Here is a 6,415-nt window from a genome sequence, read left to right as displayed (position 1 = left end):
ACCGGCTGGGGCCCCCCCCCCGCCCCCCCCGCCCCCCCCCGCGCGCCCCCCCCCCCCCCCCCACACACCCCCCCCCCCCCCCCCCCCCCCCCCCGCCGGGGGGGGCCGCCGCGGCGTCTTCGCGGACCGTGCCGTTCAGGCCTTCGAGAGCGCCGGGTGGGCCGGCGGGCCGTCCGGGACGTCGGCGGGCCGTCCGGCCGCGAACTCCTTCCGCAGCACCGGGACGACCTCTTCGCCCAGCAGGTCCAGCTGTTCCAGGACCGTCTTGAGCGGCAGGCCCGCGTGGTCCATCAGGAAGAGCTGCCGCTGGTAGTCGCCGAAGGTCTCCCGGAAGGTCAGCGTCTTCTCGATGACCTCCTGCGGACTGCCCACGGTCAGCGGGGTCTGCTCGGTGAACTCCTCGAGCGACGGACCGTGGCCGTAGACCGGGGCGTTGTCGAAGTAGGGACGGAACTCCCGTATCGCGTCCTGGGACTTCGCCCGCATGAAGACCTGGCCGCCGAGGCCCACGAGGGCCTGCTCCGGGGTGCCGTGCCCGTAGTGGGCGTAGCGGCGCCGGTACAGCTCGATCAGCTTCTGGAAGTGCTGCTTGGGCCAGAAGATGTTGTTGGCGAAGAAGCCGTCGCCGTAGTAGGCGGCCTGCTCTGCGATCTCCGGCGACCTGATGGAACCGTGCCAGACGAACGGCGGCACGCCGTCCAGCGGGCGCGGCGTCGAGGTGAAGCCCTGGAGCGGGGTACGGAACTTCCCGGACCAGTCGACGACGTCCTCGCGCCACAACTGGTGCAGCAGTGCGTAGTTCTCGATCGCGAGCGGGATGCCCTGCCGGATGTCCTTGCCGAACCACGGATACACCGGGCCGGTGTTGCCGCGTCCCATCATGAGGTCCACCCGGCCGCCGGCGAGGTGCTGGAGCATCGCGAAGTCCTCGGCGATCTTCACCGGGTCGTTCGTGGTGATCAGCGTGGTCGAGGTGGAGAGGATCAGGCGTTCCGTCGTCGCCGCGATGTAGCCGAGCATCGTGGTGGGCGAGGACGGCACGAAGGGCGGGTTGTGGTGCTCGCCGGTCGCGAACACGTCGAGTCCGACCTCTTCGGCCTTCCGCGCGATGGCCACCATCGCCTTGATCCGCTCGTGCTCGCTCGGCGTCCGTCCAGTCGTCGGGTCGGCGGTGACGTCACCGACAGTGAAGATCCCGAACTGCATCGCGCACTCACCTTTCGCTGTCTGGTTCCCTGTGCGATCCGCTTTCCGGCCTGGTCCGACCGGGCGCCGCCCCGCACTGCTCAGTTTGTTGAAGCTTGAACTAGCACCGTCAACGGACACACCGCGCCACCTATTCCCACCTTCTCCGCAGCGGGGGCGGGGCGCCCGGCCGGGAGGAGAGCGGATGCCGGGAGCCGGGAGTACCGGGAGCCGGGAGCGCCTGGAGCCGGGAGCGCCGGCAGGCCGAAAGCGTCGGGAGGCCCGGAGGGCCGGCGGGGCGGCCGGAGCGCCGGGAGCAGACGGAAGCGGCCAGGCCGCACGCACCCCGCCCGGCGAGAACCCCGCCGGCCCGGCCCGCGCACGGGCCCCGGCGCGGGCCCCGGGGGCTCTCCGAGGGCTCCCCGAGGGCCTCCGGGGGCCGCCGCGCCGACCGCCCGGCCACCGGCGGTGTCTACACTTGCCCACCTGCGACCGCCCAGCGACCGCTCGGTGATCGTTAAAACCAGCCCGGATGCCCGGACCGAAGGGTAATTGGTGCCTTGATATCCATCGAAGCTGTCAGCAAGAGGTATCCGGACGGCACCGTCGCCGTCGAAGACCTCTCCCTGGAGATTCCCGACCGGTCGATCACCGTCCTCGTCGGGCCGTCCGGCTGCGGCAAGACCACGACTCTCCGCATGATCAACCGCATGATCGAGCTCAGCGGCGGCCGGATCGCCATCGACGGGGAGGACATCCAGCACAAACCCGTCAACGCCCTGCGCCGCTCCATGGGCTACGTGATCCAGAACGCGGGCCTCTTCCAGCACCGCACGATCGTCGACAACATCGGGACCGTGCCGCGCATGCTCGGCTGGTCCAAGGCCAAGGCCCGTGAGCGGTCCATGGAGTTGATGGAGCGCGTCGGCCTCGACACGTCGATGGCGAAGCGCTACCCGTACCAGCTCTCCGGCGGCCAGCAGCAGCGTGTGGGCGTCGCCCGCGCGCTCGCGGCGGACCCGCCGGTGCTCCTGATGGACGAGCCATTCTCGGCGGTCGACCCGGTCGTGCGGCGCGGGTTGCAGGAGGAACTCCTGCGCATCCAGTCCGAGCTGGGCAAGACCATCGTCTTCGTCACCCACGACATCGACGAGGCGATACGCGTCGGCGACATGATCGCCGTGCTGCGCACCGGCGGGAAGCTCGCCCAGTACGCGCCGCCCGACCAGTTGCTCTCCGCGCCCGCCGACGCCGCCGTGGAGGACTTCCTCGGCGCCGACCGCGGCATCCGCGGCCTGTCCTTCTACGGTACGGACGCGCTGCCGGTCGAGCGGGACGGCGTCGTCGCCGTCGACGCGACCCCCGCGCAGGTCTCCTCGCGCGGCGCGGTCGGCCTGCCGTATCTCCTCGTCGTCGGTGTCGACGGCCGGCCACTGGGCTGGGCGGACGCCGACCGGCTGCGGAAGTCCGGCGCCAGGGACGGCGCCGCGCCCCTGCTGGCGCCCGGCCAGACGTTCCGCCACGGCGAGGACTCGCTGCGCGTCGCCCTCGACTGCGCGGTCCTCTCCCCGACCGGCTGGGCCGCCGCCGTGGACCGTGACGGCCGCGCGGTCGGCGTCGTCTCGCAGGAGTCGATCGCCGCCGCGATCCGCGAGGCGCACGCCCGCCGCGGCACCGCCCCGGTGGATGTGGGAGCCGCACGGTGAACGGTTTCTTCACCATGCCGAGCGACCTCCAGCACGGCTACCTGGGGTTGATCGGCCTGCACCTCCAGGAAGCGCTGCTGCCGGTCGCGATCGGCCTCGTCCTCGCACTGCCCATCGCGCAGCTCTGCGTACGCTTCAAGTGGCTCTACCCGCCCGTGCTCTGGGGCACGACGGTGCTCTACGCGATCCCGTCACTGGCGTTCTTCGTCGTGCTGATCGACTACACGGGGCAGACCGAGACCACGGTCGTCATCCCGCTCGCCCTGTACAGCCTGGTGGTGCTCGTCCCGGCCATCGTGGACGGCGTGCGCTCCGTCTCGCCCGAGACCAACGCGGCGGCCGTGGCGATGGGCATCGGCCCCGTACGCCGCTACCTCCAGGTCGAACTGCCCATCGCGGTACCCGCCATCTTCGCGGGCCTCAGGGTCGCGACGGTCTCCAGCATCAGCCTGGTCAGCGTCGGCGCCCTCATCGGCAACCAGGGCGCGCTCGGCAACCTCCTCGCCGACGCGATGTTCTACCACCGGCCGATCCTCGCGGTCAGCTCCGTGGTCACGACCGCCGTGCTCGCGATCCTCGCGGACGCCGTGCTCGTGCTGATCCGGATGCTGCTGACACCGTGGCTGCCCAAGAGCGCCCGAAGGGCCCGGCGCGGCGGCCCCGCCGATCCGGCCCAGGACGGGCCGGGCACCGAGGACGCGGCCGTGCCCGCGCGCGGCGGGCCGCGCGCGGACGGCACGACCGACGTCAGGTCCACCGCGGGGAGCACGCTGTGACGATCTTCCACTTCATCGCCTCGTTCTTCTCCGACGGCGCCCACTGGCACGGGTACGACGGCATCCCGACCCGCCTGGTCGAGCATGTCGAGTACACGCTCATCGCGCTCGGCATCGCCGCCGCCATCGGCCTGCCCGTCGGCCTGATCACGGGCCACTACGGGCGCGGCGGCAACGCCCTCGCCCTGCTGGCGACGGCCGCGCGGGCCCTGCCCAGCTTCGGCCTGCTGGTGCTGCTGTTCGTGCTGATGGGCCTGAGCAAACTGCCGGTGCTGATCCCGCTGGTGGTGCTGGCGGTCCCGCCGATCCTCGTCACGACGTACGAGGCGGTGCGCACCGTCGACCCCGCACCGGTGGACGCCGCCAAGGGCATGGGCATGCACCAGGCGAAAGTGCTGTTCCAGGTCGAGCTGCCGGTCGCGCTGCCGCTGATCCTCAGCGGCCTGCGCTCGGCGGCGATCCAGGTTGTCTCGACGGCCACGATCGCCGCGTACGTGAGCTTCGGCGGTGTGGGCCGGTACATCGTGGACGGCCTCTACCAGCGCAACTACGAGAAAGTGGTGGGCGGCGCGGCCCTCGTCGCCGCGCTGGCGCTCACCACGCTCGGCCTGTTCTGGCTCGCGTCGCGCTTCGCCGTCTCACGGGGCGTACGGGGCGTACGGCAGCCCTGAACGGCCGTCGTACGGACGGACTCCCGGACGCGTGGAGGCCGGGACCAGGTGTCACCCACCCGGTCCCGGCCTCCAGCGCGTGGCTTGCGCCCCGTGCCCCTCGTGTGACGGCGCCTCAGAAGTGGGCCCGCGCCTCCGCCTCCGCCTGTTCCACCCGTTCCAGGGCCAGTTCGAGCACGAGGAGCAGGGTGTCCCGGACCGAACCGCGCTCGCGCGCATCGAAGACCGTGACCGGCACGTGGTCGGAGACGTCCAGCGCCCAGCGCACCTCCTCCAGTTCGTAGTCGACCCTGCCGTCGAAGGCGTTGAGCGCGACCGCGAACGGGATGTCCCGGTTCTCGAAGTAGTCGACGGCCGCGTAGCAGTCGTCCAGGCGGCGCGTGTCCACGATCACCAGCCCGCCGAGCGCGCCCTCCACGATGTCGTCCCACATGAAGCCGAACCGCTCCTGCCCCGGCGTGCCGAACAGGTACAGCTTCAGCGTCGGGTCGATGGTGATGCACCCGAAGTCCATGGCGACCGTGGTCGTCGTCTTGTCCGGGGTGTGGCTCAGATCGTCCACGCCGGCGGCGACCGTGGTGATCGACGCCTCCGTCGTCAGCGGCTCGATCTCGGAGATCGACGCGACCGTCGTCGTCTTGCCCACGCCGAAGCCGCCGGCGATCACCATCTTCACGGGCAGGGGCGGCTGGGAAGTGTCGCCGTCGCTCCCGGCCCCCGTGTCCTGCGGGTCAGCCTTCACGGAGGAACCCCCTGGAATCGGGGACGGTGCGGAGACCATCGATCACCCTTCGCAGAACAGAGGCGTCCTGGGCGGTGTTCGCCCGGGGCACATAGACCCGCAGACGCCCCTGCGCGCGCAGGTCGTCGGCGATGACACGGACCACATTCAGATGCAGGCGCAGTTTCGCGGCGAGTTCCGCGAGCGACTGCGGGCGGCGGCAGGCCGCGATGATGTCGCGGTGCTCGGAGGCGAAGCTGTCGAGCGCGGCGAGCCCGCCCGACGTGGCCACGACCTGCGTCTCGATGGGGATGGGCGGGTCGGCGCCAGGACCAGCCGTCCCCGCGACCCGGCCCGCGGTCAGCAGGAAGGGCCGGACGGGAGACGGCCGGACGCCGCCCGGCTCGTCCGGCATCCCCCCGCCGCCCTCGACCGGTCCTTCAGCCGTCACCTTCGCGATCCTTCCCGGTCCGCCCGGCCCGGCGGACACCGGCCGGGGCCGGTCACCTCGACGGTGAAACGCCCACATTGTTCTTCAGTTCCATGACGAGCTGAGGACTGAGGGCCGCACCGACCCGGTTGGCGAACAGCGTCATCTCGTACGCGATGTTTCCGAGTTTGGCCTCCTTGGAGGCCACGACGCCGAGCACGGCACCATTGCCGATCGAGGACACGAGGACGTGCCCGCTCTCCAGGTCGATGATCACCTTGTTGAGCCCGCCGAGGCCGTAGTTGCCCGACGCCCCCATGGCGAGGCTCGTGATGCCGGACACGATCGCGGCGAGCCGCTCGGAGTCGGCGGGGGCGTCGCGCCGCGACACGGCTATCAGCAGGCCGTCCGACGAGACCGCGATGGCGTCCACGACGCCCGCCGTCTCGGTGGCGAACCGGTTGAGCAGCCAGGTGAAGTCCGCTGCCGCGGCACGTACGTCGGTGGCTTCCGGCGGATTCTGCCCCGCGTCACCTGTCCACATCGTCACTGACCTTTCTTTCCGAACGTTCGGTTCTTACGGGCCTGTCGGGGAGGCGGCCCCACCCGGGCCCGCCTGGGTCACTGCCACTGCCACCGGTGGGAGCGCCACCGGGACCGCTGTCGCGGTGCGCGCGCTCCACCGCGGCCTCGAACTCGTCGATGTCGTCGCGCGCGGCCGGGGCGGCGGCGGGCCGCCACGCCCGCGGCACCGTACGCGGCAGGTCCTCGGCGAAGCGGCCCCTGCCCTGAAGCGTCGCACCGCGCACCCGGCGGCGCAGCGGGCGGGGGGCGTCGGCCGACTGCTCGGCCGGGTGCTGACGGGGCTGCTGGGCCTGTTGGGGCTGCTGGGCCTGTTGGGGCGGCTGCTGCGGCTGCTGACGCTG

The 6,415-nt window shown here is 71.7% G+C and carries 8 protein-coding genes; 4 read left to right on the top strand and 4 right to left on the bottom strand.

The annotated features are described in order from the left end of the window. Positions 1-135 precede the first annotated feature (135 nt). Positions 136-1,206 carry an LLM class flavin-dependent oxidoreductase gene (locus tag LCE31_RS23165; RefSeq protein ID WP_225017154.1) on the bottom strand — a complete coding sequence of 357 codons (1,071 nt, stop codon included), beginning with the start codon at positions 1,204-1,206 and terminating at the stop codon, positions 136-138. Positions 1,207-1,745: 539 nt separating this feature from the next. On the opposite strand from LCE31_RS23165, the gene LCE31_RS23160 reads away from it, so the two are divergent. The 3 genes from LCE31_RS23160 to LCE31_RS23150 are packed head-to-tail and all read left to right on the top strand — an operon-like array spanning position 1,746 to position 4,338. Beyond that, positions 1,746-2,891, top strand: coding sequence for an ABC transporter ATP-binding protein (locus tag LCE31_RS23160; protein ID WP_225017152.1), 1,146 nt, complete (start codon positions 1,746-1,748; stop codon positions 2,889-2,891). After that, a complete protein-coding gene (locus LCE31_RS23155; protein ID WP_225017150.1) occupies positions 2,888-3,667 on the top strand; it encodes an ABC transporter permease in 780 nt (259 codons plus the stop codon). Before LCE31_RS23160 ends, LCE31_RS23155 begins: the two co-directional genes overlap by 4 nt. After that, entirely contained in the window at positions 3,664-4,338 is a 675-nt protein-coding gene (locus LCE31_RS23150) for an ABC transporter permease (RefSeq protein ID WP_225017148.1), read from the top strand. The genes LCE31_RS23155 and LCE31_RS23150 overlap by 4 nt, the downstream gene beginning before the upstream one ends. 115 nt (positions 4,339-4,453) lie before the next feature. Here the strand turns inward: LCE31_RS23150 and LCE31_RS23145 are convergent, their stop codons facing one another. From LCE31_RS23145 to LCE31_RS23135, 3 genes are all read right to left on the bottom strand, one after another. Continuing rightward, on the bottom strand, positions 4,454-5,119 hold the full coding sequence (locus tag LCE31_RS23145) for a GTP-binding protein (protein WP_225017146.1): 666 nt from the start codon (positions 5,117-5,119) through the stop codon (positions 4,454-4,456). Further along, complete coding sequence (locus LCE31_RS23140) at positions 5,070-5,474, bottom strand: DUF742 domain-containing protein (RefSeq protein ID WP_225017174.1); 405 nt, start codon at positions 5,472-5,474, stop codon at positions 5,070-5,072. Before LCE31_RS23140 ends, LCE31_RS23145 begins: the two co-directional genes overlap by 50 nt. A gap of 88 nt (positions 5,475-5,562) precedes the next feature. Then, entirely contained in the window at positions 5,563-6,033 is a 471-nt protein-coding gene (locus LCE31_RS23135; protein WP_225017172.1) for a roadblock/LC7 domain-containing protein, read from the bottom strand. Positions 6,034-6,157: 124 nt separating this feature from the next. On the opposite strand from LCE31_RS23135, the gene LCE31_RS23130 reads away from it, so the two are divergent. Next, a partial coding sequence (locus LCE31_RS23130) for a hypothetical protein (protein ID WP_225017144.1) occupies positions 6,158-6,415 on the top strand: 258 nt, incomplete at its 3' end.

This window comes from Streptomyces sp. 8L (genome assembly GCF_020176795.1).
Taxonomy (GTDB): Bacteria; Actinomycetota; Actinomycetes; order Streptomycetales; family Streptomycetaceae; genus Streptomyces.
Note: the sequence above shows the minus strand (reverse complement) of the source record. Positions and strands in the feature narration are given on the sequence as shown.

Bases quoted from the DNA above. Each gene is read 5' to 3' on its own strand.
- LCE31_RS23165 (WP_225017154.1), bottom strand. From the start codon at position 1,206: ATGCAGTTCGGGATCTTCACTGTCGGTGACGTCACCGCCGACCCGACG.
- LCE31_RS23135 (WP_225017172.1), bottom strand. From the start codon at position 6,033: ATGTGGACAGGTGACGCGGGGCAGAATCCGCCGGAAGCCACCGACGTA.
- LCE31_RS23145 (WP_225017146.1), bottom strand. From the start codon at position 5,119: ATGGTCTCCGCACCGTCCCCGATTCCAGGGGGTTCCTCCGTGAAGGCT.
- LCE31_RS23140 (WP_225017174.1), bottom strand. From the start codon at position 5,474: ATGCCGGACGAGCCGGGCGGCGTCCGGCCGTCTCCCGTCCGGCCCTTC.